Below are 1162 nucleotides of genomic sequence, written 5' to 3'. Positions count from 1 at the left end.
TGACGACCAAGTTTGTCTAATACAAACTGAGTTGTACCTTCTGGTGGGCAGCCATAACCTACAGGCATTGTGGTTAATGCTGTATATTGACCTTGTGCATCCGTGAAGATCGTACGACGTAAGTTGAAGTCAGATTGAGACTTATCAAAGAACGAGTAGTTACCTAAGCTGTTTGCATGCCAAACTTCAACTTTAGCGCCTTCAATGATGTTACCTTCAGTATCTTTAACGATACCTTCAATAATCAAAGTTGGGATTTTGCCTTCTTCAGAACCATCATCCATACGTGCAAAACCAACTGATTCTGGTGCACCAGCGACATACAATGGACCTTCAATTGTACGTGGAGTACCACCTGTAATACCTGCTTGAGCATCTTTCTCATCTGCACGTAAATCAAGGAAATGCTCAAGACCTAAACCAGCAGCCAAAAGACCTAATTCGTTTGCTTGACCAGCATCAGTAAAGTACTCAAGACCTTTCCAAACTTCAGATTGGCTTAAATCTAAATCTTCAATCGCTTGGAATAAGTCAGATACTAAACGTACAACGATTTGCTGAACACGTTCATCAACAGGACCTGTTGCAGTATCAACGTTCATTTTTTTGACTAAAGCATTAATTTGTTCGCGGTTCATACTATTTCTCCTTAAGTATGCTTGCTGTGTGGTGGCTGACTTCTAATGTGTTTGAGCTCGCTGCCACAATCCTTGTTTAAAATGACGCTAAAAAACCTCTGGATGTATTGAAGTCATGGCCTGAATCAATCAAGCCAAGACACTTAAAACTTAACGATCATCTTCACGGATAGAAGATGGGTGGCGATTTAACGCCATTACTTCGATATTCATATATGGGTAAAGCGGAAGACCTTGTAAAATTGAATGAAGCTCTTCATTGCTTTCCACATCAAAAATACTGATGTTTGAATACTGACCTGTGATTCGCCAGATATGACGCCACTTGCCTTGTTGCTGTAACTCTTGCGAATACGCCTTTTCAACAGCTTTAATCTCATTCGCTTTTTCAACTGGCATATCCAGTGGGATGTTCACATCCATTCGTACATGAAACAGCATGTCTCACTCCTGATGTATCACGTCGCTTATTTGCGGCGAAGGTTGTCAATCTTGTCTAAATCCAACTCAATACCTAAACCATT

The 1162-nt window shown here is 40.6% G+C and carries 2 protein-coding genes; both read right to left on the bottom strand.

Annotated elements, in window-relative coordinates:
• The coding region (locus AC1M84_RS14210; RefSeq protein WP_481595225.1) for a dioxygenase family protein at positions 1-638 on the bottom strand (638 nt) is incomplete at its 3' end.
• 150 nt (positions 639-788) lie between these two features.
• Complete coding sequence (catC, locus tag AC1M84_RS14205) at positions 789-1079, bottom strand: muconolactone Delta-isomerase (RefSeq protein WP_092766278.1); 291 nt, start codon at positions 1077-1079, stop codon at positions 789-791.
• Positions 1080-1162: the final 83 nt, after the last annotated feature.

Source organism: Acinetobacter sp. 24-47-66, from assembly GCF_056779755.1.
Note: the sequence above shows the minus strand (reverse complement) of the source record. Positions and strands in the feature narration are given on the sequence as shown.

Excerpts from the sequence above, each read along its gene's own strand:
- catC (WP_092766278.1), bottom strand. The coding sequence starts at position 1,079 with ATGCTGTTTCATGTACGAATGGATGTGAACATCCCACTGGATATGCCA.